This is a genomic window from Chelativorans sp. ZYF759 (assembly GCF_012911015.1).
GTDB lineage: Bacteria > Pseudomonadota > Alphaproteobacteria > Rhizobiales > Rhizobiaceae > ZYF759.
Genome location: NZ_WVVV01000003.1, coordinates 1 through 23,250 on the forward strand (window position 1 = coordinate 1; position 23,250 = coordinate 23,250).

General features: G+C 66.1%; 25 protein-coding genes. 7 read left to right on the top strand and 18 right to left on the bottom strand.

What is annotated here, in order from left to right; translation table 11 throughout:
• Positions 1 to 190, bottom strand: a 190-nt coding sequence (locus tag GRZ55_RS23215; protein ID WP_210257243.1) for a hypothetical protein, incomplete at its 3' end; no start/stop codon positions are given.
• 784 nt (positions 191 to 974) lie between these two features.
• Positions 975 to 1,913 carry a LysR substrate-binding domain-containing protein gene (locus GRZ55_RS06110; RefSeq protein ID WP_169286034.1) on the bottom strand — a complete coding sequence of 313 codons (939 nt, stop codon included), beginning with the start codon at positions 1,911 to 1,913 and terminating at the stop codon, positions 975 to 977.
• A gap of 111 nt (positions 1,914 to 2,024) precedes the next feature.
• On the opposite strand from GRZ55_RS06110, the gene GRZ55_RS06115 reads away from it, so the two are divergent.
• Positions 2,025 to 3,410 (top strand): aminomethyl transferase family protein, encoded by a 1,386-nt coding sequence (locus tag GRZ55_RS06115; RefSeq protein ID WP_169286035.1) that lies wholly within the window; start codon positions 2,025 to 2,027, stop codon positions 3,408 to 3,410.
• A gap of 2 nt (positions 3,411 to 3,412) precedes the next feature.
• Here the strand turns inward: GRZ55_RS06115 and moaB are convergent, their stop codons facing one another.
• From moaB to GRZ55_RS06145, 7 genes are all read right to left on the bottom strand, one after another.
• Positions 3,413 to 3,961, bottom strand: a complete 549-nt coding sequence (gene moaB, locus GRZ55_RS06120) for a molybdenum cofactor biosynthesis protein B (RefSeq protein ID WP_169286036.1) — start codon at positions 3,959 to 3,961, stop codon at positions 3,413 to 3,415.
• A gap of 7 nt (positions 3,962 to 3,968) precedes the next feature.
• Positions 3,969 to 4,865: a 4-(cytidine 5'-diphospho)-2-C-methyl-D-erythritol kinase gene (locus GRZ55_RS06125; RefSeq protein ID WP_246734564.1), complete on the bottom strand. Its 897-nt coding sequence runs from the start codon at positions 4,863 to 4,865 to the stop codon at positions 3,969 to 3,971.
• On the bottom strand, positions 4,852 to 5,037 hold the full coding sequence (locus tag GRZ55_RS23385) for an NfeD family protein (protein ID WP_246734565.1): 186 nt from the start codon (positions 5,035 to 5,037) through the stop codon (positions 4,852 to 4,854). The genes GRZ55_RS06125 and GRZ55_RS23385 overlap by 14 nt, the downstream gene beginning before the upstream one ends.
• 73 nt (positions 5,038 to 5,110) lie before the next feature.
• On the bottom strand, positions 5,111 to 5,974 hold the full coding sequence (locus tag GRZ55_RS06130; RefSeq protein ID WP_169286038.1) for a S49 family peptidase: 864 nt from the start codon (positions 5,972 to 5,974) through the stop codon (positions 5,111 to 5,113).
• A gap of 230 nt (positions 5,975 to 6,204) precedes the next feature.
• Entirely contained in the window at positions 6,205 to 6,900 is a 696-nt protein-coding gene (locus tag GRZ55_RS06135; protein ID WP_169286039.1) for a hypothetical protein, read from the bottom strand.
• A gap of 122 nt (positions 6,901 to 7,022) precedes the next feature.
• On the bottom strand, positions 7,023 to 7,817 hold the full coding sequence (locus GRZ55_RS06140; protein WP_169286040.1) for a tRNA1(Val) (adenine(37)-N6)-methyltransferase: 795 nt from the start codon (positions 7,815 to 7,817) through the stop codon (positions 7,023 to 7,025).
• Between the two features lie 6 nt (positions 7,818 to 7,823).
• Positions 7,824 to 8,048: a DUF2007 domain-containing protein gene (locus tag GRZ55_RS06145; RefSeq protein WP_169286041.1), complete on the bottom strand. Its 225-nt coding sequence runs from the start codon at positions 8,046 to 8,048 to the stop codon at positions 7,824 to 7,826.
• 142 nt (positions 8,049 to 8,190) lie between these two features.
• Between GRZ55_RS06145 and GRZ55_RS06150 the strand changes: the two genes are divergently transcribed.
• Positions 8,191 to 9,207 carry a polyprenyl synthetase family protein gene (locus GRZ55_RS06150; protein ID WP_169286042.1) on the top strand — a complete coding sequence of 339 codons (1,017 nt, stop codon included), beginning with the start codon at positions 8,191 to 8,193 and terminating at the stop codon, positions 9,205 to 9,207.
• Positions 9,208 to 9,222: 15 nt separating this feature from the next.
• Here the strand turns inward: GRZ55_RS06150 and GRZ55_RS06155 are convergent, their stop codons facing one another.
• The 3 genes from GRZ55_RS06155 to GRZ55_RS06165 all read right to left on the bottom strand — a co-directional run bounded on the left by GRZ55_RS06155 (position 9,223) and on the right by GRZ55_RS06165 (position 11,131).
• Positions 9,223 to 9,765: a nucleoside-diphosphate kinase gene (locus GRZ55_RS06155; protein WP_169286043.1), complete on the bottom strand. Its 543-nt coding sequence runs from the start codon at positions 9,763 to 9,765 to the stop codon at positions 9,223 to 9,225.
• A 156-nt stretch (positions 9,766 to 9,921) separates the two neighbouring features.
• Positions 9,922 to 10,326, bottom strand: a complete 405-nt coding sequence (rnk, locus tag GRZ55_RS06160; RefSeq protein ID WP_169286044.1) for a nucleoside diphosphate kinase regulator — start codon at positions 10,324 to 10,326, stop codon at positions 9,922 to 9,924.
• Between the two features lie 232 nt (positions 10,327 to 10,558).
• Entirely contained in the window at positions 10,559 to 11,131 is a 573-nt protein-coding gene (locus GRZ55_RS06165) for a hypothetical protein (protein WP_169286045.1), read from the bottom strand.
• Positions 11,132 to 11,298: 167 nt separating this feature from the next.
• Here GRZ55_RS06165 and GRZ55_RS06170 point away from each other — a divergent pair, with 167 nt between their 5' ends.
• A complete protein-coding gene (locus tag GRZ55_RS06170) occupies positions 11,299 to 12,318 on the top strand; it encodes a putative zinc-binding metallopeptidase (protein ID WP_169286046.1) in 1,020 nt (339 codons plus the stop codon).
• Here GRZ55_RS06170 and GRZ55_RS06175 read toward each other — a convergent pair whose 3' ends face one another.
• Entirely contained in the window at positions 12,319 to 13,239 is a 921-nt protein-coding gene (locus GRZ55_RS06175) for a transglutaminase family protein (RefSeq protein ID WP_169286047.1), read from the bottom strand.
• 339 nt (positions 13,240 to 13,578) lie between these two features.
• On the opposite strand from GRZ55_RS06175, the gene GRZ55_RS06180 reads away from it, so the two are divergent.
• Positions 13,579 to 15,600 (top strand): tetratricopeptide repeat protein, encoded by a 2,022-nt coding sequence (locus GRZ55_RS06180; RefSeq protein ID WP_246734568.1) that lies wholly within the window; start codon positions 13,579 to 13,581, stop codon positions 15,598 to 15,600.
• Positions 15,601 to 15,606: 6 nt separating this feature from the next.
• Here the strand turns inward: GRZ55_RS06180 and GRZ55_RS06185 are convergent, their stop codons facing one another.
• Positions 15,607 to 16,137, bottom strand: a complete 531-nt coding sequence (locus tag GRZ55_RS06185; RefSeq protein ID WP_169286049.1) for a dihydrofolate reductase family protein — start codon at positions 16,135 to 16,137, stop codon at positions 15,607 to 15,609.
• A gap of 184 nt (positions 16,138 to 16,321) precedes the next feature.
• Between GRZ55_RS06185 and GRZ55_RS06190 the strand changes: the two genes are divergently transcribed.
• The gene (locus GRZ55_RS06190; protein ID WP_169286347.1) at positions 16,322 to 17,248 is read left to right on the top strand and encodes a glycine--tRNA ligase subunit alpha; all 927 of its coding nucleotides are present in this window, start codon (positions 16,322 to 16,324) and stop codon (positions 17,246 to 17,248) included.
• Between the two features lie 36 nt (positions 17,249 to 17,284).
• Here the strand turns inward: GRZ55_RS06190 and GRZ55_RS06195 are convergent, their stop codons facing one another.
• Complete coding sequence (locus tag GRZ55_RS06195; protein ID WP_169286050.1) at positions 17,285 to 17,992, bottom strand: AprI/Inh family metalloprotease inhibitor; 708 nt, start codon at positions 17,990 to 17,992, stop codon at positions 17,285 to 17,287.
• A 150-nt stretch (positions 17,993 to 18,142) separates the two neighbouring features.
• The gene (locus tag GRZ55_RS06200) at positions 18,143 to 19,048 is read right to left on the bottom strand and encodes a macrolide 2'-phosphotransferase (RefSeq protein WP_169286051.1); all 906 of its coding nucleotides are present in this window, start codon (positions 19,046 to 19,048) and stop codon (positions 18,143 to 18,145) included.
• Between the two features lie 123 nt (positions 19,049 to 19,171).
• On the opposite strand from GRZ55_RS06200, the gene GRZ55_RS06205 reads away from it, so the two are divergent.
• Positions 19,172 to 19,744, top strand: a complete 573-nt coding sequence (locus tag GRZ55_RS06205; RefSeq protein WP_169286052.1) for a LemA family protein — start codon at positions 19,172 to 19,174, stop codon at positions 19,742 to 19,744.
• Positions 19,745 to 19,899: 155 nt separating this feature from the next.
• Here the strand turns inward: GRZ55_RS06205 and GRZ55_RS06210 are convergent, their stop codons facing one another.
• Both GRZ55_RS06210 and GRZ55_RS06215 read right to left on the bottom strand, forming a co-directional pair.
• Positions 19,900 to 20,622, bottom strand: a complete 723-nt coding sequence (locus GRZ55_RS06210) for an outer membrane protein (protein WP_169286053.1) — start codon at positions 20,620 to 20,622, stop codon at positions 19,900 to 19,902.
• A gap of 549 nt (positions 20,623 to 21,171) precedes the next feature.
• Positions 21,172 to 21,330, bottom strand: a complete 159-nt coding sequence (locus GRZ55_RS06215) for a hypothetical protein (RefSeq protein WP_169286054.1) — start codon at positions 21,328 to 21,330, stop codon at positions 21,172 to 21,174.
• Between GRZ55_RS06215 and GRZ55_RS06220 the strand changes: the two genes are divergently transcribed.
• Complete coding sequence (locus GRZ55_RS06220) at positions 21,320 to 23,248, top strand: DUF2207 domain-containing protein (RefSeq protein WP_169286055.1); 1,929 nt, start codon at positions 21,320 to 21,322, stop codon at positions 23,246 to 23,248. The genes GRZ55_RS06215 and GRZ55_RS06220 overlap by 11 nt on opposite strands.
• Positions 23,249 to 23,250: the final 2 nt, after the last annotated feature.

Sequence of the window (23,250 nt, forward strand, 5' to 3'; positions counted from 1 at the left end):
CTGCCTCGCCGTTCGCCATGCTCACGGCTCGTTGTCGGCCACCGTTCGTCGCTTTGATCGACAAATCGTTGCCGATCAATCGGCCTGCGGCCGACCGCTCCTCACCCCACAAGGGGAGAAGGGAGTCGCGCTGCGTCAGCGCCGAGACTGATGAGGGGTAAGCCCCGCGCGGCATGTGCCGTTCAGACATGGATCCTAGGGTCTGCGCGACGGCCTTCGGCCTGCTTCGCCCTAGGATGACGAGGGTGGGGTGGCGGGCCGTCGAGGGGAGCGGCGGGTGAGGGGTGGGCGACTCCCCCCGCGCTTCGTCATCCTCGGGCTTGACCCGAGGATCCATGCCGGAACGGGGGAAGAGATGGCGGCTGGGGTCAGAAGCCCCGGGYGGCATGTGCCGTTCAGGCATGGATCCTAGGGTCTTCGCGACGGCCTGCGGCCTGCTTCGCCATAGGATGACGAGGGKGGGGGCGGACCGYCGAGGKGAGCGGCGGGTGAGGGGTGGGCGACTCCCCCCGCGCTTCGTCATCCTCGGGCTTGACCCGAGGATCCATGCCGGAACGGGGGATGGATGGCGGCTGGGGTCAGAAGCCCCGCGCCTCACCGACACTCAGGCATGGATCCCAGGGTCTTCGCGACGGCCTGCGGCCTGCTTCGCCATAGGATGACGACGCGTGGGGGCGGGTCGTCGAGGGGAGCGGCGGGTGAGGGGTGGGCGACTCCCCCCGCGCTTCGTCATCCTCGGGCTTGACCCGAGGATCCATGCCGGAACGGGGCAAGAGATGGCGGCTCGGGTCAGAAGCCCCGCGCCTCACCGACACTCAGGCATGGATCCTAGGGTCTTCGCGACGGCCTGCGGCCTGCTTCGCCCTAGGATGACGAAGGCGGGGTGGGCGATTCACATCCACCGTCCCGGTTGGATCCCGGGTTCGCTACGCGTCGCGGGATGACGGTGGTGCGTGTTTCGGTCGCGGTATCGGTTACTGGTCCGTCCTGTCGCGAAACGCGCCGGGCTTTTCGGGTGCGTCGGCCGGGACCTGGAGGAAGTTCTGCAGCGCCGCGTAGCGCGCCGTTCGCGGGGCGCCGGGTGGGCGGGCAAGGCCGACGGTGGCGACCGGCACGTCGCCCGAAAGCTCAAGCATGGCGATGTCCTGGCCCTCATAGGTCGTGGTGGTTGCCGGTCGCTGGATGAGGACCCCATAGCCGAGCCCGCGGCCGACGAGGCAGCGGACCAGCTCGAAACTGGTGGTGGTGTGGCCGATCCGTGGTTGCAGTGCCAGCGCGCCGAAAATCTCTTCCGTGTTGGGACGCGAGGGATGGACGTCGAGCAGGATCAGCGGCTCGTCGATCAGTTCGGAGAGATGCACGCGGCCGCGCCCGGCGAGCCGATGGTTGCTGGCGACCATCGCATAGGGGCGGAAGCTGGCGACCGCGTCGAAGGCGAGCTCGGCGGAGACATGGGCGCCGTAGATCAGCGCCGCATCGAGCCGCCCCTGCAGGAGCAGGTCGGAGAGAAGCGGCGCATCGGCCTCCGTCAGCTCGAGTTCCAGCTGCGGATGGAGGCGCTGGAATTCCTGCATGATGGACGGCAGGAAAAAGGGCGTCAGCGTCGAATAGCAGCCGATGGTGAAGCGGCCGGCGAGGCTGGTGGCCGCGTGGGCAGCTTCCGCCGCCAGCGTCTCGGCGGTGGAGACGGTCTGCCGCGCCAGGGAAAGCAGGCGCATGCCGGACGGCGTGAGCGTGACGCCCTTGCCCTTGCGCCGCACGAAGAGCTGCAGGGAAAGACGATGCTCAAGCTCGTCGAGCGCCAGCGCCAGCGCCGAGGCGCTGACATTGCAGCTGACAGCCGCGGCCGACAGCGTGCCTTCGGCGGCGATCGCCTCGAAATATTCGAGCTGGCGCAGGGTAAAGGGGAGCATCCCGGTTTTCCTTGGGTGGTAGCTGCTAAAAACACGTTTTACATGAATGACGCGCCGACCGAAACTGGCCCGAGCCTCATTCGAGGAATGACAGTCAGGGAGGAGATCGACATGGTCGCAAATCTGGAACAGGCGATTGAAGAAGCTGGCAGCCCCGTCAGGCTGCTGTGGGAATCGCAGTCGCCGCCGGCAGTGGTGCCGCGTGTGGTGCAGGAATTTTCCAACTGGCGCGACGAGCAGCTGGCCTGGCGCCGCACGGCGGTGCTTTACGACCAGTCGCACCACATGGCGGACCTCAACATCAAGGGCCCGGACGCGCACCGGCTGATCGGCGATCTGGCGATCAACAGCGTGGCGAAATTCCCCGTCGACACGGCCAAGCAGTTCGTCGCCGTCAATCATGACGGCTACATCATCGGCGACAACATCCTCTTCCACCTGGAAGAGGACGAGTATCAGGCCGTGGGCATCCCGCCCTCGATCAACTGGCTGCATTTCCACGCCGAGACCGGCGGCTATGACGTGCGCGTGTGGCGCGACGACAATTCGCTGGTGCGCAAGGGCGATCCGGTGGTCTATCGCTACCAGATCCAGGGACCGGGCGCGATGGAGGTGATCCGCGAGGTCACCGGCGAGGAGCCGCCGAAGCTGAAATTCTTCCACATGACCCGCTTCACCATCGCCGGAAAGACGGTGCGGGCGCTGCGCCACGGCATGGCGGGCGAGCCGGGCTTCGAGATCTGGGGCCCGTGGGAAGACAATGACGCGGTCCATTCGGCGATCCTGGAAGCCGGCCGCAAGCACGGGCTGACCCAGGTCGGCGGCCGCGCCTACCACACCAACGCGCTGGAATCGGGCTGGCTGCCGCGCCCGCTGCCGGCGATCTATACGGGCGAGGCCATGAAGCCCTATCGCGAATGGCTGAAGGCCAATGCCTACGAGACGGTCTCGCCGCTCGGCGGCAGCTTCCACTCGGACAGTATCGAGGACTACTACTTCACCCCGTTCGAGCTCGACTATGGCCGCATCATCGGCTTCGACCATGATTTCGTGGGCCGCGCGGCGCTGGAGAAGATGGCATCCGACGGCACGTCGGGGCGGCGCAAGAAGGTGACCTTCGTGTGGAACGGCGACGATACGGCGGACGCCTTCGGCTCGATCTTCAAGCCGGGGCCGGGCGCCAAGTTCATGAACCTGCCGATGGCGCTCTACGACACCTTCCATTTCGACCGCATCGAGGTGGACGGCCGCACGGTGGGCCTGTCGAGCTGGACCGGCTATTCGGCCAACGAGCGCGCGATGCTGTCGCTGGGCGTGATCGAGGCCGAATTCGCCGAGCCCGGCACGGAGGTGACGCTGGTCTGGGGAGAGGACACGCCATCTTCCAAGCTGCAGGTCGAAGACCATGTGCAGGTGAAGATCCGGGCGACCGTGCAGCCGGCCCCGCTGGTGGAAAAGGCGCGCACGGAGTACCGGTCGAACGCCGGGCTCAAATAGGCCTAACCCTTGCCGCGCCTCAGATGCTCGTCGAGGCGCGGCATGATCTCCACGAAATTGCACGGCATGTGGCGGTAGTCGAGCTGCGGCTTGAGGATTTCGTCCCAGGCGTCCTTGCAGGCGCCGGGCGAGCCCGGCAGCACGAAGACATAGGTGGCGTTCATGACCCCGCCGGTGGCGCGCGACTGGATCGTCGAGGTGCCGATCTTGTCGTAGGAGATGCGGTGGAAGACTTCCGAGAAGCCGTCCATGCGCTTTTCGAAGAGCGGCTCCAGCGCCTCGGGCGTGACGTCGCGGCCGGTGAAGCCGGTGCCGCCGGTGGTGATCACGACATCGATGTCGTCGCGCTTCGTCCAAGCTGAGACGATCTCGCGGATCGCCTCCACATCGTCGGTGACGATGTCGCGCGCGGCGAGCACGTGGCCGGCCTGTGCGATGCGGGCGGCGAGCGTCGCGCCGGATTTGTCGTCGTCGAGCGACCGCGTGTCGGAGACGGTCAGGACGGCGATGTTGACGGGAACGAAGGCGCGGGTCTCGTCGATGCGGCTCATGGTGTCCTCACGGGCTCGGCGTCGTTTGCGTGGCGGTGACGAACCAGCCGGGATGGGCGGCGGATATCGCCTTGGCGGCACGCGCGGCCGCGGCCGCATCCTCGAACAGGCCGAAACAGGTGGCGCCCGATCCCGACATACGGGCGAAGGCGGCGCCGGCTTCCTCAAGCGCGGCCAGCGCCTCGCCGATGGCGGGCGCGATGGTCGTGGCCGCCGCTTCGAGGTCGTTGCGGGTCAGGGCGAGCCAGTCGAGCAGTGACGTCCGCGAAAGGCTGCGGGGCAGCGCGGGCAGGGGGGCGCAATCGCGCCGGGCCAACGCGGCGAAGACGGCCGGCGTGGCGACTTCGACGCCGGGATTCACCAGCACCATGTCCAGCGCCGGCATGGCGTTGACGGGTTCCAGGCGTTCGCCGATGCCGGAGGCCCGCAGCGGGCGGGCGGCAAGGCACATGGGGAGATCGGCGCCGAGCGACAGGGCCGCGTCGCGCAGCCGCGTCTCGCCCAGGTCGAGCTGCCAGTGCCGGTCGAGCGCGCGCAGGGTTGCCGCGGCATCGCTCGAGCCGCCGCCGATGCCGGAGGCGGGGGGCAGGTTCTTGTCGAGCATGATGCGGACCGGCGGGCAGGCGGAAGACGCCAGCCCGCGCAGGAGGTCGCGGGCGCGCAGAACGAGATTGTCGGCACCGGCGGGGATCAGGTGGGCATAGGGACCGATCGTCGAAAATCCATCGATCGGAGCTTCCTCCACGCCGACGCGATCGCCGAAGCGGGTGAAGGTGACGGCGCTGTCGATCAGGTGGTAGCCATCGGCACGTCGCCCCGTGACATGCAGGGCGAGGTTGATCTTGGCGGGCGCCGCCTCGACGGTCGCGACGAAGGCTTCAGCCTCCGCGTCAGTCGCGTTCAAGTCTGTAGACGCCCGTCTCGGGATCCTTGACCAGCGTGCCCTGCGCGCCGGTGCGCGCCTGCTGCTCGTCGCGGCGCACCCGCGCGGTGACACGCTCGGCTTCCTTGAGGAAGGAGCGGTAGCCTGCATAGGCCGCGAGGCCGACAAGGGCGAAGAAAACCAGCTGTGGCAATATCTCTCCTCCGGAACGGGGAAGCCCGAAAAATCAAGATAAGGCTTTCCGCGTCCCTTTCAAAGGCCTCGTTCTACAATCCGTATCGCGCCCACAATGCGCGCTCCTCTGCGGCCGAAATGAGGCCTTCGGCGGCTGCTCCGGCCATCTGCGCGCCAATGCCTTCCACCCCCGGCTGGCCCGACGGGCGGCCGAGAAAGTTCTTCGGATGGGTGATGAGCTTCATCTGCACCTTGTCGCCGAACCGGGCGCGCAGGACCGAGCGCATGTCGCCGAGCGCGTCGACCAGGCCGAGTTCGAGGCCGCGCTTGCCGCTCCAGAACAGGCCGGTGAAGAGGTCGGGATTGTCGGAGAGCTTCGTGCCGCGCCGTTCCTTGACCATATTGATGAAGGTCTCGTGCACCTCGAGCTGCAGCCTCTTGAGATGCTCGACATCCTCCTTGCGCTCGGGCTTGAAGGGATCGAGCACCGCCTTGTTCTGGCCGGCCGTGTGGATGCGCCGCTCCACGCCGAGCTTCTTGATCGCCTCCTGGAACCCGAAGGAGGAGGAGACGACGCCGATCGAGCCGACGATGGAGGAGGGGTCGGCGATGATCTCGTCGCCGGCAATGGCGATCATGTAGCCGCCGGAGGCCGCCAGATCCTCGACGAAGACCAGGACGCGCTTCTTCTTCTCCACCGCCAGGTCGCGGATGCGCTTGTAGATCAGCCGCGACTGGACCGGCGAGCCGCCGGGCGAATTGATGGAGATGGCGACGGCGGGCGCTCCAGAAAACGAAAACGCCTTCTCGATCAGCGTCGCGGTGCCCGCAAGCGAGAGCGCCGGCCGGAGCGGCGAGGATTGTGCCATGATGGTGCCGGAAAGGCGCAGGACGGGCACGATCGGCGCCTCGGCGCGCAGGGACTTGGGCAGGATCGGATTGAGGAAGCGTCTCAAGAGGGGGAAATCTCCATTAGGCGGGTGCCAGTGATGTAGGCGTTCCGGGAGCAAACGCAATGATCACGCGCCCGGTTGCCTCCAGGCACGAACAGGGACGCCTGGGCAGAGACAATTGCCTCGGCTTCCTTGGTGAAGGAATTTTTGGCGTCGCCATGCGGCGCGAGCAGCGGCAGGATTTGCTCGATCCCCGTGGCCCCGAAGAGTGCCGTCAGCCCATCCCCCGGAACTTAGTAATGCGGTGGCAATTGCACCACCGATTCCATTCCGTGCAGGACTCCCGCGATATGCATGGCGATATGTGCCCCAATGGGCGCCAGCGGACTGCGCGTCAGCACGAAGCTCAATGTAAGTAGAGAATTTCCGAAGACCGGCGCCAGCAGTGACAGCCCCTGGAATTCCGCGAAGCCGAAATGATACGCGCCCGCGATCAACGCGCTGGCCACGATACCAAGCAGGCCACGCAAAGCCAAATCGGTCCGCGAACTGCGGGCGTTGCCCAAGGCTCCGACAAAAAGCACGGGCAGCACGTTCAGGAAGAGCGCATCGACCAATCCATACACCACGCCGAACCAGAGCAATGCCCACGCCAGTTCCACACCGGCGGGAGCCTCCGACCCCGGCTGCCCCACGACGTTCTGGACCACATAGAAGCCAAAGAAAGCTGCGCCGACCAAGCCCAGCGCCCACCTGTTTGCAAAGAGCGACGGTCGAACACCGGACGTGCGGAAGAAATATGCCACGAAGGCCCCGACGATCAGCACATACGGGATCAGGAACAGGCCGCGTTCGAGTTGCAGCCAGGTCGAGAAGACGGCTGGGACGGCGAAGCCGACCGCGGCCGCGATGGCAATCCAATACACGGATGCGGAAGCGTCAACTGGCCTAGGGTCGCCGGAGGTTGCCGGGAAAGATATCTGCGCCATGGCCGAACCTCCAGAGATTTGAACTCGACCTACTAAGCAAAAGGCGGTCTCCGCGCCTTGATGGATGTCAAGTCAGGCTGCCGATACGCCGAATGCTTCTGCCATATTCGAGGAGGAAGACGTCAGTCCCCGAAAAGCGCGGCACGGCCAGATCCGATCGCCTCGGCTTCCTCGGTGAAGCGATTGTCTTCCTCGCGGTGCAGCACGAGCGGCGGCAGGGTTGAAAGTCCCGCGCTGGCGCCGCGCCTTCCCCGCGCTACGAAGCGGATCGCGGGTTTGTCGGCGCGGGGCAGGATGGGCCTGATCTCGATGGCGCCGAAAGTCGGGGACAGGGCCGAGACGACCTCGTCCAGCGATTGCGGGCGGGCGATGATGGCGACGCCGCCGCCCGGCTTCACGGTCGAGGCTGCCGTGGCGAGCCAGTCGCCGAGCAGCGCGGCGTCTTCCATCATGTGGGCCCGGCGGCGCAGGGCATCGGGGGAGGGCCGGTCGCTGGCGGGATTGAATGGCGGGTTGAGGATGACGAAGTCGAAGGCAGCGTCGGCCAGGCCCGCCGCGCGCCGCGCATCGCCAGCCAGTCGAACATCGGCCTCCAGCACCGCGCAGCGGGCGGCAAGAGGGGCGTTTTGCGGCAGGGCCAGCGTGGCGCGGGCGCAATGAAGCATTTCCGGCGCGTTCTCGACCAGAACGATTTCGGCTTGGCCGCAGCGCGCGGCGACGGCGAGGCCGGCCGCGCCAGCGCCGGCGCCCAGATCGGCCACACGCCCTGAAAAACCGTCGGGGACGGCGGCCGCCAGCAGCAGCGCGTCGGTCCCCGCGCGGTGGCCCTTGCGGGCGGGCTGGACGAGAAAGAACCGGCCCCGATGGAATGCATCCGTGGTGTAGGCCGCGTCGCCGGCTTCACTGCCCGTGACCATGACGCGTCAGGACTTGTTGAGCTCGTCGGCGATGCCGGCATCGATCAGGATGCGGCGCGCCTGGTCGGCCTCGTCATCGGCGACCAGCACACGGCGCGGCAGGACGCCGATGGAGCCTTCCAATATGCTCATGTTCTGGTCGGCCACCATGAAGTCGATGCCGGCGTCGCGCATCAGGGCTTCGACGAAGGAGATGAGCACAAGGTCGTTGGTTCGCACGATTTCGATCATGGCTGGAGGCTTGCAGGTCACGGCTGCAAAGTAAATGGCGGTGAACCGCGCCAATTCGCCCCCTTGCCCAAGACCGGCCCGCCACCCTACATTCAGGCCGCATCCGGAAGTGCCGCAAAGACCATTGTTCAGGAGAAACCGCGTGGGCGTTGTCGTCAATCTTAAGGGTAAGGACCCTTCCAAGGGCTCTATCGACAGGTTGATCGCGCTGACGCGGGACGACATGGGCAAGGTCAACGAGCTGATCCTGTCCAAGGCCGGCTCCAATGTCGAACTGATCCCGCAGATCGCCAATCACCTGATCTCGTCCGGCGGCAAGCGCCTGCGCCCGATGCTGACGCTGGCTGCCGCGCGCATGTTCGGTTATGGCGGCGAAGGCCATGTGAAGCTCGCGGCAAGCGTCGAGTTCATGCACACGGCGACGCTGCTGCATGACGACGTGGTCGACGAAAGCGATCTGCGGCGCGGCCGGCGCACCGCGCGCATGATCTGGGGCAACCAGGCAAGCGTGCTGGTCGGCGACTATCTGCTGGGCCAGGCCTTCCAGATGATGGTCGAGGTCGGCTCGCTCGAGGCGCTCGACATTCTCGCCAGCGCGGCCTCGGTGATCGCCGAGGGCGAGGTCATGCAGCTTGGCGTTTCCAAGAATCTGGATACGACCGAGGATGACTACCTGGCCGTCATCAAGGCCAAGACGGCCGCACTCTTTTCGGCCGCGGGCGAGGTCGGGCCGGTGATCGCCGGTGCCAGCGCCAGCGACAAGGCGGCGCTGCGCTCCTACGGGACCAATCTGGGCCTCGCCTTCCAGCTCGTCGACGACGCGCTCGACTATGGCGGCAAGGCCAGCGAACTGGGCAAGAATGTCGGCGACGATTTCCGCGAGGGCAAGGTGACCCTGCCGGTCATCCTGTCCTATCGCCGCGGCTCCGCCGAGGAACGCGCCTTCTGGAAGGCGGCCATCGAGGACAACCAGGCCGACGATGCCGCACTGGAGCAGGCCGTGAAGCTGATGCACCGGCACAACTCGATCGCCGACACGATCGCCCGCGCCCGCCATTTCGGCGAGATCGCGCGCGACGCGCTGGCGCCCTTGCCCAAGACGCCTGAAAAGGAAGGTCTGCTCGACGTCATCGATTTCTGCATCAGCCGGGTGAACTGAGGGCAGCGACTGCCCTCAGGCGGCGGACGGGCCCGGGTCGTCACCATCATCCGTCCGCTCGATCAGGGGCATCTTGCGGATGTAGGGCATGCCTCCGCCAACAACCCTCAACCGCGCCCGGCGCGCAGCCGGCGTATCGGCATCGGCCCTTGAGGCCAGTTCCGCCCGCTCCGCCTCCGGCTGGTAGAGAATCTTCTCCAGAACCAGACGTTCATGTCGGCCACCGGCTGTTTCCACCTCGATCGCCTGGTTCTCGGCAAGGCCCAGCAGGGCCAGGCCGCGCGGTGCGGTGATCGGCAGGAACATCCCGACCGGTGCGTCCATCGGCGCGTGCGACAGCACCCGCGTCTCGGCCTCGCCTGCGTCGACGCGGAACCGCAGCCGGCTGCGCAGCGTGGCGACATGTGGCGGGATGTCGTCGCGCATCATGACGATGGCTGTGTCGAGCTTCCGGCGCAGGAGCCGGCCGATGGGTGCGCCCGGATCGGCGAGGCGGTCGAGCATGATTTCGAGAATGGTGAAGTCCTTGGTCGTGAGGATAGAGCTGTCGCATGACATCGCAGTTTCTCCGTCGCTCCCTGAGGGGAGCGCTACGTTTCGAGAAAGGTGGAACCGTCCCCTGGCCGCGAAGGGCACAGGGGATCAGGATCCTGCGATGAGGCAGCCTCCAAACAGCGCAAGGCGCGAGATGGCGGTCATGGCAGCGGGGCCGCTCTATGCGGCGTGGCCGACACTTTCCACCGTCAGGCGGTGAACCCGCCCGTCACGCGCTTCCCAGGTGATGGTCTGGCCGGGCGACAGCCCGATCAGGGCCGCCCCGATGGGCGTCATGATCGAGATCCTGCCGGCTTCGATGTCGGCCTCGCCGGGATAGACGAGCGTGACCGTGCGGGCATCGCCAGCATCGGTGACGTAGCTGAGCGTAGAGCCCATCCGAACGACGTCGTCACGCACCTTGGCGTCGGGCACGAGCCGTGCACGATCGAGTTCGCGCAGCAACTCCTCGGCGACCTCGGGCTGGCGGTCGACCGCGGCCTCCGCGAGGCGTGCGAGCTTTTCGTGCTCCGTCTGCCCGATCACGATGGCGGGCTTGCGAGTCTTCGATTTGGTGAGGACCATGACGATCCCTTTTCGTTGCGGTGCCGGCCGAGCGGCACTTGAGTTCTTCGATGGATGGATGTGTCGCTGTGGCACCGGCATCGCCCGAAAGGGGCCGGCAATCGTCCCTCGACCGGGACGCGACGCGACCGGCCAAGGCTAACTGCCCGCGATGGGGCAGACCTTCAGCATTCTCTTCAGAAAGGGCGCGGTGGCGATCATGTTCAAGAGGTGGGCGGTTCGCCGGCCAAAGTCAAGGCGCGGGGCGGAACAAGTCGCCGGGATCGCGCATCGGCACGGCGGCGCTTTCCATCATTCGCAGGAGACATCCGGCGATGCCGTCCACGGTGATGCCGCATTCGACCTGCAGCTGGCAGCCCTGATCCTTCTGCAGGATCGCGCGCGCGCCGGCCAGCCCGTTGACCTCCAGCAGATGCTCCACCGTCTTGACGCGCAGCCGCACCGGATGCGCCGTGTAGGAAGAGATCAGCCCGCGCAGTTCCGGCCCGACCCGCTTTGCGCGGATCGGCTTGGCCAGCGGGGCGAGAGCCGTGGCGACGTCGCGGACATAGTGCCGCTCGGCCCGGCCCTTCAGGGTACAGCCGGCTGCGACCAGCTCCTCGGCGCAGCAACCCACCAGAAACGAGCCGAAGGTCGCCGCGTTGCCAACCAGCGCGAGCATCTCCGCCCGGTCGGCACCCGCCTGCACCAGCGCGCGCGTGGTGATCGCCATCGATTGCGGATAGCCGGTCCGCACCGTGGACCACAGATGCTGGACGAAATCCGCGGCGGGAGGATAGGGATTGATCGAGACTTCGGCATTCATGCCGCTCTTCTAGAGGTCCTTCACGAGAAGGGCATTAAACTATGTCACTGATGGTTAAATTTGCAGATGTCCCGGGTCGAGACTGAGGTGGTTTGCCGGGGAAACTGGTCGGCAACCTTTGGCCGTCCCGTCCGTTGAACGGTGCACCCGATCAAGGAAATCCCGACATGCGCATCTTCCAGTGCAGCAATTGCGGCGAGGCCGTGTATTTCGACAACACGGTCTGCGTCCATTGCGGCTCGCCCCAGGCCTACGAGCCGCTGGCCTTCGCCATGCGGGCCATCGGCCCGCAGGATCGGCTGTGCGCCAACGCCACCAGCCACGATGCCTGCAACTGGCTTGCGGCGGAAGGCGAGGAACTGTGCGTGGCCTGCCGCCACAATGTCACCATCCCCGACCTTTCGTCGGAGGAAAACCGGCTGAACTGGCGGCGTATCGAGGACGCCAAGCGGCATCTCTTCTATTCGATCCTGCGCTGGCGGCTGCCGGTACCGACACGGCTGGAGGATCCCGAGCGCGGCCTTGCCTTCGAGTTCCTGTCGGATGTCGTGCAACCGGACGGGACGGTGGAGACGGTGCTGACGGGCCATGCCAGCGGGCTCATCACGATCAACATCGCGGAAGGCGACGATGTCGAGCGCGAGCGCCGCCGCACCGCCATGGGCGAGCCCTATCGCACGCTGCTGGGCCATTTCCGCCATGAGATCGGCCATTATTACTGGGACCGGCTGGTGCGGGAGGGCGACAGGCTGGAGGAATGCCGCGCCGTCTTCGGCGACGAGCGCGAGGACTATGGCGTCGCGCTGAAGCGCCATCACGAGCAGGGCCCGCCCGCCGACTGGCGCGAACACCACATCAGCTCCTATGCCACCGCCCACCCCTGGGAGGATTTCGCCGAAACCTTCGCTCATTTCTTCCACATCGTCGACACGCTGGAAACGGCCCGCGCCTGGGGCATTCACCTCAACCTGTCGGCGACGGTGACGGAGGCAGGTTTCGATCCTTACCGCATGCGCGACGTCGACCAGATGCTCAAGGCCTGGGTGCCGATGAGCATGGCGATCAACGCCATCAACCGTTCGATGGGGCAGCCCGACCTCTATCCCTTCGTGATGCCGCCGCCCGTCGTGGCGAAGCTGAGCTTCATCGCGCAGATCGTGGTCCGCGGCGTCACCGTGGACCGCTGATCACATCAGCCGCAGCACGCCGTCGCGCGAGCCGAGATCGAGCGGCGAACGTCCGGGCGGACCGAGCCTGACAGGAGGCCGGGCCTTCGGCCGCGCCGGGGCGGCGAGGGCGGTCGCTGGGACCTCGTCAGCCCAGACGTGGAAGCTCTCCAGCTGATGCGGGCCGAAACTGTGCAGGAGCGGCACATCCATCGCGTCGCGTCCGCGCGCCACGACGATGCGCCCGATGCGCGGCGTGTTGTGGCGGGCGTCGAAAGCATACCAGCGCCCCCCGAGATAGGCTTCGAACCAGGCCGAGAAATCCATGGGCGAGGGGTCGGGCTCGACGCCGATATCGCCCAGATAGCCGTTCACGTAGCGCGCCGGAATGTTCATGCAGCGGCAGAAGGCGATGGCCAGATGGGCGAAGTCGCGGCACACGCCGACGCGCTCCTCATGGGCCTCGATCGCGGTGCGGGTGGAACGTGCATAGCCATAGGAGAAGGCAAGGCGCTGGTGCACGTAGTCGCAGATCGCCTGCACGCGCGCCCAGCCGGGTTCCGTCGAGCCGAACAGGCGCCATGCCAGCCCCCAGAGCAGATCGGTCTCGCAATAGCGGCTGCCGGTGAGATAGCGCAGGCACTCGTCGGGAAGGTGTTCGGGACGGACCTCGCCGGCCTCGGGCGCGATGTCATCGGGCCGGCCGGAATCGGCCACGATCGCTTCCTGGGTGATCGAGAACTCGCCGGGGGGCGCGACCATGCGCAGGCAGCTGTTGCCGTGATGATCGATGAAGGCGCGGCGCGGCACGTCGGGCGAGGTCTCGGCCACCTTCTGCCACTTCAAATCAACGGCGCGCTCCGGGTGAACGTTCATCATGGTGTAAAGGTGGGTCGGTCGCGGGACCGCGATCGTCATGTGATAGCCCACTCGGATCAGCATGATCATTCCTCCCGCAATTTTTCCGAATGAAAGACAAACGTGTTCGCGCCTCCAGTGTTCCCCGGTCGCAATCGTATTTTACCCGGCAAAATCAGGCGATTAACAAATGTAAACCGCCGCTCCTTTCGGCCCTGGCGGTGATCAGCAGCGCGGATGCCGTCTCCCGCCGCAGCGCGGGGATGCGTTGCGGTTGCGCAACATGTCGGCGGTTCGCCCTTTCGTGACCGCGGCCGCATTGATGCGTCTTCGCAAAAAGGCCATGCTTGCGTGACTTAAGGCGAGCAGTGAGTCCGGCCCTGCTCGGCCGGTGGACCTGAAGGGATGGATATGCGGCAATTCTTGGCAGGCGCATCCGCGCTGTTCGGCATTCTGGTGGCGGTTGGCCTGACCGGCACCCCAGCTATCGCGCAGGAACGCCCGGAGCCGGTTCGCGTCAGCTCGTTTGCGGGTGCCTATCTGGCGGCCCGCATCGCCGAGACAGACAACGATCTCGACAGTGCCATCGCCTATTACGAGCGGGCGCTGAATTTCGATCCGGACAATCGCGGACTGCAGCAGAGCCTGATGCTGGCGCTGATATCGACCGGCCAGTTCGAGCGCGCGCTGCCGCATGCGGAAAGCCTGCGCGACGTGCCCGAGGTGGCGCGCTTCTCGCGCCTGGCGCTGGCCGTGGATGCCCTGCACGATGAGGATTACGCGGCCGCGCTCGACCTCCTCGAACTGCCCATGCAGTCGGACCTCGACCGCCTCATCACCGGCGTGGCGAAGGCCTGGGCGATCGCCGGGCAGGGCGGCGGCGAGGCCGCGCTGGAACATCTCGACGGCCTGTCCGGTCCGGAATGGTATGGCGTGTTCATCTCCTACCATGCCGGTTTGATCGCCGAATGGGCGGGCATGGAAGAAGAGGCGCAGGCTGCCTATGCGGCGACGGCCGAGAACGTCGCCGCCGGTTCCGCCGCGCCCGAGACCTTCCTGCGGGCGCTGGAGGCCCAGGCCCGGTTCCAGCAGCGCGCGGGCGACACCGACGCCGCACGCGAGACGCTGGACCTGGCCGACGAGTTCGTGGCCGGTCGCGTGCAGTTCGAAGTGCTGCGCGAGAAGGTCGAGAACGGCGACGACGTGGACCCGCTCGTCGGCGGGGTGACCGAAGGCGTTTCCGAAATCCTGCTCAACCTGGCCAGCGCGCTCAACCGCGGCGGCGGCGAGTCCTTCGTGCGGCTTTACCTTCAATATGCGCTCGCGCTGCACCCGCAGAGCGACAGCGTGCTCATGCAACTGGCCTCGGCCGCCGAGCAGCAGCGCAACCCAGAGCGGGCGATCGCCTATTACGAGCGCGTGCCAGCCGACTCGGCACTGCACCGGCTGGCCCGGATGCAGAAGGGCCTCAACCTCGCCGACCTCGACCGCCACGAGGAGGCCGAGGACATGCTCAAGGCCATCCTCGAGGAAGATCCCGACGACGTGCGCGCCTATCTCGCACTTGGCGGCGTCTACCACTCGCAGGAGAATTACCAGGCAGGTGCCGAACTCTACGATCGCGCCGTGGCGCGCATCGACGAGCCGAAGCCCGAGCACTGGAACATCTTCTACCAGCGCGGCATCGCCCTCGAGCGTCTGAAGGAATGGGAGCGTGCCGAGCCGAATTTCAAGCAGGCCCTGGAGCTCTATCCCGATCACCCGCAGGTGCTGAACTATCTCGGCTATTCCTGGGTCGACATGAACATGAACCTGGAAGAGGGCCTCGACCTCATCAAGCGCGCCGTCGAGCTGCGCCCCTCCGACGGCTACATCGTGGATTCGCTGGGCTGGGCCTATTACCGGCTGGAGCGCTACGAGGACGCGGTGCGCGAACTGGAGCGCGCCGTCAGCCTGATGCCCTACGACCCGATCCTCAACGACCATCTGGGCGACGCCTATTGGCGCGTCGGGCGCCGGCTCGAAGCCACCTATCAGTGGCGTCATGCGCGCGATCTGGAGCCCGAAGAGGATCTTCTGGAACAGATCCGCGAAAAACTGCTCAAGGGCCTGCCCGAAGAGGGCGAGGACGACAACCAGAGGGCCGATGCAGAGGCCGAGGCCGGCGAGGTGCTGGTGGCGGCTGTCTCCCCGATGGATCACCAGACGATGGAGGATTCCGCACAGGAGCCGCTCGGCCCCGAAGTGGCCTCGACCGCGGCGGTAACGGGCGAGGGGCGTTTCCACGAGGTCCGGCCCGGGCAGAGCCTGTGGTCGATCGCCGTCGAGGTGCTGGGTTCCGGGCACCGGGCGAACGAGATCATCGAGCTCAACCCCGAGCTGCGCGCCAATCCCAACCAGCTTCTGCCGGGCCAGCGGCTACGCGTGCCGGCTTCGGTGGACTAAGAGGGCTCAGGCGGGGACGCAGGTCAGCCTGATCGCGTGCTCGCCGATCCGATCGCTGGCGACGAGGCGCAGTGGAGGGCGTGCTGCGGCGAAGAACGGCGTGCCGCCGCCGAGCACGACAGGGTGAAAGTAGAGGCGATATTCATCGATCAGTCCCAGCTCGGCCAGGCTTTGCGCCAGCATCGGGCCTCCCACCTGAATCTCGCCCGCATGTTCATTTTTCAGGCGGCGGACGGCCGCTTCGACGTCATTGGCGACGATGGTGGAATTCGGGCCGACCGTTTCCAGTGAGCGGGAGACGACCCATTTGGGCTGGCGCCGCCAGGCCTGGGCGAACACATGCAGGTCCGGGCCCCATTGCGGATCGTCCTCGTCCCAATAGCGCATGATTTCATAGAGGCGGCGGCCGTAGAGGCTTCCGCTCAGACCGCCCACTTGCTCGGTCCAGTGCCTGAAGAGTACGGGTTCGGGCGCGAATTTGTCGTGGTCCACATAGCCATCCAGCGACAGATTCATTGAGAACACCAGCTTCGCCATATCAAAAATTCCCTGCCGAGGTGCCGAGAAACGCCGCCGCAAGCTTCGCGCGTCATAGGAGGGTGATCATCTCCCCCCCCAACGCCTCCAACTTGACGCCTGCCGGCCGTCATCCTAGGACGGCGCGACTTCGAGCCTCAAGCTCAGAAAGGCGTCTTCCGTGACATCGACCCTGCCTCCCCACATGCAGCCGCAGCGCTCCTTCCAGGCGCTGATCCTCACGCTCAACAGCTATTGGGCAGACAAGGGCTGCGTCATCCTGCAGCCCTATGACATGGAAGTGGGCGCGGGCACCTTTCATCCGGCGACGACCCTGCGCGCGCTGGGGCCGAGGCCCTGGAACGCGGCCTATGTGCAGCCTTCGCGCCGCCCCAAGGACGGGCGCTATGGCGAGAACCCGAACCGGCTGCAGCATTACTACCAGTATCAGGTGATCCTGAAGCCCAATCCGCCGGACCTGCAGGAGCTCTATCTGGGGTCGCTCGACGCCATCGGCCTCGACCCGCTGACCCACGACATCCGTTTTGTCGAGGACGACTGGGAAAGCCCGACGCTGGGTGCCTGGGGGCTCGGCTGGGAGTGCTGGTGCGACGGCATGGAGGTCTCGCAGTTCACCTATTTCCAGCAGGTGTGCGGCATCGAATGCGCGCCGGTGGCCGGCGAACTGACCTACGGGCTGGAGCGGCTGGCCATGTATGTGCAGGGCGTCGACAATGTCTACGACCTGAACTTCAACGGCCGCGAGGGGGCCGAGAAGGTCACCTATGGCGACGTCTTCCTGCAGGCAGAGCAGGAATATTCGCGCCACAATTTCGAGTTCGCCGACACCGAGATCCTGTTCCGGCATTTCGAGGACGCCGAGCGCGAGTGCCAGGCCCTGCTGAACGCCGGCGCATCGGGCGAGGTGGGTGGCCTGCATCTGTGCGTCTTTCCGGCCTACGACCAGTGCATCAAGGCGAGCCACGTCTTCAACCTGCTCGACGCGCGCGGCGTCATCTCGGTGACGGAGCGCCAGAGCTACATCCTGCGCGTGCGCAACCTGGCCAAGGCCTGCGGCGAGGCGTTCCTGCTGACGGATGCGGGCGGCCGGGGCTTCGAGGTCGCGGCCTGACCTGCATCGCCTGACAGGCCCGGCCGGCGGCCGGGCTCAGCAGCGGTTGGTGAACAGGATACCGGCGCCGCCCGACTCGCTCGGCCAGAGCTTGGTGATGTAGGCGTCGGGCACGCCGTTGCGGCCCGGAATGCGGCAGCGCAGCCCGGCCGAGCTGTTGAAGCAGGCATCGATGGAGAAGCACTGACCGGCCTGGAGCTGATAGGCGACCGGGCTGTTGGGGTCGAGGCCGGAACGGGCGTTCACCAGCGCGACGGCCCTGCCTTGCGCAGGATAGCGTGCCGGCGCGCCGATATCGGCCGCTTCCGCGCAGCGGTTCGTTCCCTGGATGACGATGCAGCCCGTCCCGAAGACGGGTGGAGCGGCGGGACGGGCGATGGCCTGGCCCGAGCGCGGCGTCAGCCTTACGGCGCCGCCATCGGCCAGGCGTCCCGTCAGCGTGTTGCCGTCCGCGATCAGCGTGGCAAACGCCCGTCCTGACATATCGTGCAGTTCGATGCGGCCGTCGCCGACCGACCAGCCACTGAGGAAGGCGAGCTGGCCGAGACACATCATGCTGGAAGCACCGAGCCTGCCGCCCATGCCGGCCCCTGCGCGCAATTCGATGGTGCATGGTCCGGCCATGCTGCCGGTGTCGGCCTGCCAAGAGCCGACGAAGCGCGAGGCGTCGTTCTGTCCCCATTGGGCCAGCGCCGCCACCGCCGAGAAGAAGAGCACCACGAGAACGGTGAGAAGTCGAGTCATGTCCAGCCCCCCCGAAACTACATTCGATTAGCGGAAGTCCGAAGTAGCGGCAACGGGAATTATTGACCGGGCAAGCACCGCGTCCCCAACCCTCAAGCAGAGCGACGCTCTGGTTACCTGGCGTGCCTGGAAAAGCAGGGGCGCAGCGGCCTAGGCGGCGCCGAGCTGGGCCTGTGCGGCCGCGCGATGGCCGGCGTCGCCGGTCTCGAGCGCATAGATGCCGTAGGTGACGGCGCTGGCGCGAGTGAGCTTGACGCAATGCTCGGCCATGCGCGGCCAGGTGCGCCCGCCGGCTGCCGCATAGGCCTCGATCAGCGCCGGCAGCGCATCTTCCCCGAAGGCACGGACATGGCCCGCCAGATCGACGGCCGGGTCGGCCACGCGTGCTTCGGTCCAGTCGATGATGCCGGTCGCGCGGCCGTCGGTTTCGACCATCACATGGCCGGCATAGAGATCGCCATGGATGAGTGTGCAGACATCCGGCCAGTAGCTTTCGTCTTCCACCCAGCCCCGGAGCTCGGTCAAAAGCCCCGGCGCCACATCGAATTCGGCTGCCACCCGCGCCAGGTCGTCACGCCATTTCTGGCGCAAGGCGGCGGGCGTGAACACGGGCAGGTCGGCCGCCCTGGCAGTCTCGGGCTCGATGGCGTGTAGGGCGGCGATGGCGGCGCCGAGCGTGCGCGGGTAGAGCGGCGAGTTCCGGTCGAAATGCCAGGTGACCTCGTAGGTCTCGGGATCGAAGGTCAGGCCGGGCTCGCCCGGCAGCATCGGATAGGCGATGAGATCCTCGGCGAAGACCCGCCAATCCGGCACGGCCACGGGCAGTTGGGGCCCGATCAGCGCCAGTGCCCGCGCCTCGATGCGCGCCCGCGCCATGACGTCGGCCCGGCGCGGCAGGCGCAGCACCCAGCGGGTTCCATCCTGCGCCGTGGCGAAGCCGACGCGGAAGTCGAGTCCGATCTCGGTGAAGCCGATCTGGTCAGCCTGGACGCGGATGCCGTGAGCGGCCGCGATCTCGGCGACCTCTTGGTTGGACAGGTTTGTTGTTTCGGACATGAGGGGCTTGCCTGGGTTCGGGCATGGGTTTCAACAGGAAGTCGGACCCCCCAGTCAAGTGCGGGCTAGGAAACCACGTGCGAAGCGGTAATGTCTGCCGGGTCGGAAACGGGGGGCACACGGATGGAATTCGGCGTCGGAACGATCGTCCTGCTTCTGGTCGTGGTCGGCCTGCTGGTCTACGGCATCATTCTCTATAACGGGCTGGTGCGCGCCGCGCAGATGGTCAAGGAAGCCTGGAGCGGCATAGACGTGCAGCTCAAGCGCCGCGCCGATCTCATCCCGAACCTGGTGTCGACCGTGAAAGGTTATGCCGCGCATGAGCGGGCTGCCCTGGAAGAGGTCACGGAACTGCGCAACCGCGCCCAGAGCCTGCCGCGCGACGACGTCGCCGCGCGGGCCGATACGGAAGGCCGGCTGTCGCAGGCCCTGACGCGGCTTTTTGCGGTGGCGGAGGCCTATCCCGATCTCAAGGCCAACCAGAACTTCCTCGAACTGCAAAAGGCGCTGTCGGCGACCGAGGACGAGATCCAGTATGCGCGGCGTTACTACAATGGGGCGGTGCGCAATCTGAACGTGATGGTCGAGAGCGTGCCGTCCAACATCGTGGCGTCGAGCTTCGGCTTCCGTTCGGCGCCTTATTTCCAGATCGAGGAAGCGGGCGATCGCGCCGTGCCCAGCGCGGCGTTTTCCTGAGAGATCGTTCAACCGCCCGCGCTGGCGTTCTGGGCAAAGCTGGCCCGGCTCCGGATCGGTTTCCGCGACTGGATGCACCAGTCTGGACGGAAAATGCAAAAGAGCCCGTCGTGCAAGACGACGGGCTCCAAAATCTGTAAGCAGGCGTCCTGTGATCAGAACCGGACGTTCAAGCCGACGCGGACGGCATGCGCGTCGTAGCGCACGGTGTCGCGATGGACGGCATCGGTGAAGCCAATCTCTTTCTTGCCAAGATCAGTGTAAAGGTACTCGAGCTTCACGCTGAGGGTATCGGTGAGAGCCTGTTCCACGCCGGCGCCGACGGCATAGCCCAAATGCATCTCGCTGCCATTTTCCCGATAGTCGAAGATGTCGCCCGGGCCATCAAATTCGTAGTGTACCCGAGTCCGGCCATATGCAAGACCACCCGTCGCGTAGACAAGAGTGCGATCCATGGCATAGCCGATACGGCCGCGTACGGTTCCGAACCATTCAATCCCGGCCTTGGTGCGGGTTTCGATGTCGAAGGGTCCCCCACCGAAGTCGATCGTCTGGGTCAGTTCGACCGCATTGCTGGTCCGACCTACGTATTGCAGGTCTGCTTCGACGCCCAGAACCAGATTGTTGATCTGATGATTGTAGCCGATCTGGCCGCCGCCCATGAAGCCGCTGTTCCTGATTCGCATGGCGAGGTCATCGTCCATCCAGCCATCACTGCCGCCATCGCCTTCAATGTGGACGCCGAAGGTGCCCCACTTGTAGCCGGCATTGACGCCCGCATAAATGCCGCTCCAGGAGTATGCGTGAGCAGCAAAAGGCGCATCGTTTGTCGGTTCGTATATTGTCACATCGGCGGCGGAAGCAATGGAAGCCGTCATTGCGAGAATTATTACTTGTGTAGAGATACGAATAATTTTGGGTGCCCTCTTCGGAGTAGGCTGATCTATGCGGGTATTAATTTGAGTGCCGCAATCTGTTTTTACCGAAATATTTGGGAATAATTTCGATGTGGCATATAGGCAACAGTATTGCTGGATGGGTGGGCGGGGGATTTCAAGGTCTCACAGTCTTGCAAACCGCCTGCGCACCATCTCGGATGCCCTGGATGGCAACGCGACCCGAGCTGCAGCATCCATGCGCCGGCGGAGGCGATGGTTCTCGCGAAGTACTGTCCATGGTCTTGAGGGGCTGGCTGTCGAGGGCGCCGGCCGACGCGCTTGCTTCGCGACCTCGCTGCTCCCGGGACGCGGTTGCGGTGATGTTGTTGATGGCACCGCCGCACGCCCGTGCCGCGCCGCGGGCAGCCGGACGGAGAGGGTCGCGTCAACCACCTCGCGCAGGACCGCCATTCGCGCCCGCTCGACTGGCTTCGGCCCCGACGACAACGGCGCTATCAACGCCCATTTGCCCCGGCTTACGTCGCTTGCCTAGCGCGCGGCATCGCGGGCATAGACTTGCAGGGTGGCATCAGTCCAAGGCATCGTGCTCTCCATCAAATCTTCGCGAATCCGGCGGAAGAACAAGCTGCCGCTATCACCACTCGATTTCTTCAGGTCAGGCTCCGAGATCATGCCGATGAGAACCATTCGCCTCCTCCTGGTTTTCATTCTCGCCGGCCTGGCCGGCGTGGGAAGCGCCCGGGCGGCGGAAGAGATCCGCGCCTATCATGCCGACATCGCGATCGGGGCGGATGGCACGCTGGAGGTGGTCGAGCGCATCCGGGTCAATGTGGAGGGCCGCGAGATAAGGCGCGGCATCTTCCGCGACATTCCGCTGCGCTTCGAGGACGCGGATGGCCGGCTGCGCGAGGCGGGGCTCGATATCACCTCGGTAACCCGCAACGGCGCGGCCGAGCCCTACACCACCGAGCGCGGCTCCGGCATGCTGCGGGTGCGCATCGGCGATGCCGACGTGCTGATCCCGCACGGCGAGCACATTTACGAGATCGCCTACCGCAGCGACCGCCAGATCCGCTTCTTCGAGGACCATGACGAACTCTACTGGAACGTCACCGGCAATGGCTGGGACTTCCCGATCCTCGAAGCGAGCGCCGAGGTTCGGCTGCCGGGCAATGCCGCGGCAAGCGACGTCACCTATTTCACGGGTGCGCTGGGCTCGACCGAGCAGGCGGCATCCGCGCAACGCCTGGACGGCGGCAACCGGGTGCGCGTGACGGCCGAGCGGCCGCTCGGGCCACGCGAGGGCCTGACCGTCGTCGTGGCCATGCAGAAGGGGGTAGTGGCGGAACCGTCGGCAGCGCAGGAGCGCGCCTGGTGGCTGCGCGACAATGCCGGCATGCTGGCGGGGATCGGCGGGCTTCTGCTGGTGCTCGCCTATTATGGCTGGGCCTGGAGCCGGGTCGGCCGCGACCCGCCGGCCGGCGTCATGGTGCCGCGCTGGGACCCGCCGGACGGCATCTCGCCGGCGCTGACAAACTATATCGACAGGCGCGGCTTTCGCGGCCACGGCTGGGAGGCGCTGTCGGCCGCCGTGCTCAATCTGGCCGTCAGGGGCCTGGTGGAACTCGACGATCTCGGCAGCGACCTGACCATCCGGCGAACCGGGGCACCCGTGCGCAGGGATTTGCCGGTCGGCGAGGCGGCGCTGATCGCCCATCTCGGCGGGGCCGGCGACACGCTGACCGTCGACAAGGCCAATGGCACCCGCGTCCAGACGATGGGCACGGCCTTCCGCAATGCCATCGAGAAGGAGCATTCCAGCCGCTTCTACCGGCACAATTGGGGTTATGTGGTGGGTGGCCTGGTGCTCTCGGCGGTGAGCATCGGGCTCATGCTTGTTGGCGGTGGCTTCGACGAGGAATCGATAGGCCTGATGATCGGGATGACCATCCCTGCGGTCGTGCTCTCGGTGTTCGCGATTTCGCTGGGCAAGCAGATGACACAGGCCTCCACGCTGGGCGCGCGGATCGCGTCAATCGTGGCGCTGGCCTTTGCGGGTTTCGTGTGCCTGACGCTCTTCGGCGGTTTCCTGATCGGCTATCTGATGACCAGTCCCGACCTGTCCTTGCCCATCGCCGTGGGTGGCCTCGTGATGACGAATTTCGTCTTCTTCCGCCTGATGGGCGCGCCGACGCCGATCGGCCGCAAGATGATGGATGGCATTGCCGGGCTGAGGCAGTACCTGACCTTCGCCGAGAAGGACCGCATGAACATGCAGGGCGCGCCCGAAATGTCGCCCGCCCATTACGAGCGCCTGCTGCCCTATGCGGTGGCGCTGGGTGTGGAGAAACCGTGGAGCCAGGCATTCCAGACCTGGCTGGCCGCGGCGGTGGCAGCGGGAGCGGTGGCCGCCTATACCGCCCCCGCCTGGTATCGGGGATCGGGTCTGCGGGCCGACACGATCGGCAGCCGGCTGGGCGCGCTGCCGGCCTCGATGGCTTCGAGCTTCACCGCTTCGCTGCCGGCGCCGAAGAGTTCGTCTTCCGGTTTTTCGGGAGGTTCGTCCGGCGGCGGCGGCGGTGGCGGCGGAGGCGGCGGCTGGTAGGG